At 66.5% G+C, this 1,037-nt stretch carries 1 protein-coding gene; it reads right to left on the bottom strand.

All coding sequences use genetic code 11. From position 1 onward, the window contains the following. Positions 1–176: 176 nt before the first annotated feature. The coding region (locus ACZ3X1_RS37335) for an IS701 family transposase (RefSeq protein ID WP_467284029.1) at positions 177–1,037 on the bottom strand (861 nt) is incomplete at its 5' end.

The raw sequence follows: 1,037 nt of genomic DNA, 5'->3' as shown, positions 1-1,037 counted from the left end.
CTAGTACTGCAACGGTCTTTGGGCTGACTGGTTGGCTGCTTCTGGTGGTGTGTGTCCGCGTCGTTTGTAGTGGCTGATTCGGGCCTGGAACTGGCGTCTGCGGCGCCAGTTCGACCAGTGCAGGACGTGCTCGACGTGCTGGACGGGTGATGGTCGGCAATGGGTGAGGCAGGTGATCAGGCGTCGGAGTTCGGGGAGGGTGACGGGTATGAGCTGGGAGGATCCGTTTCTGCTTTCCCCGTGTCCGCCTCACGGGCCTTCAGGACGGTGAGGCAGGCGTGGGCGGCCATGGCGAGGGTGATGTGGCGGTGCCAGCCTGGGTAGCGGCGGACCTGGTAGTCGTCCAGGCCGCATTCCTGCTTGGCCGTCTGGAAGCATTCCTCGACGGCCCACCGGCTGCCCGCGATATGGATCAGCTCGTCGAGGGTGGTCTCGGCCGGGCAGTAGGCGATGTAGTAGGAGATTTCCTGTGGCCGGCTGACGCTGCGGCGGGCGATCACCCAGTGCCGGCGGTCCTCGCGGTGCCAGGGCCGGACCTCGACCCTCGCCCAGTCGTAAACGCGTGGCCCGTGGGCGCCGTTGCCACAGGAACGGCGCTTCCACTTCTGCCTCGCAAGGCCGGGAAACAGATCGTGAACCGGGTGGTCAATCGCCCAGCGGGTGACGACGGTGTCGTGCCGCGTGGTGGCCATGACGTGGAAGACATCGGCCCGCTCGAGCTCGGTCCGCCAGCCCTTGGAGAAGCCGTAGGCGGCATCAGCGGTCACCCACCGGAACGGAATCTTCTCCGTGATCGCCCGGCGGACCATCGCCTTGGCCATCACCACCTTCGTCTCGAAGACGGTCGTGTCCTCGATGCCCGCGGCCCGGCACCGTTCCCGGTCATCAGTCCATGACGTGGGCAGATACAAGCGGCGGTCGATCAACGTGCGGCCATGAGCGCCGGCATAGGCGAGGAAGACACCGACCTGGCAGTTCTCAGTCCGGCCCGCCGTTCCGGAGTACTGGCGCTGGACGCCGGCGGACCGGACACCCTT

This window comes from Streptomyces sp. NPDC023541, from assembly GCF_055559995.1.
This window is presented reverse-complemented; position numbering and strand designations above follow the sequence as displayed.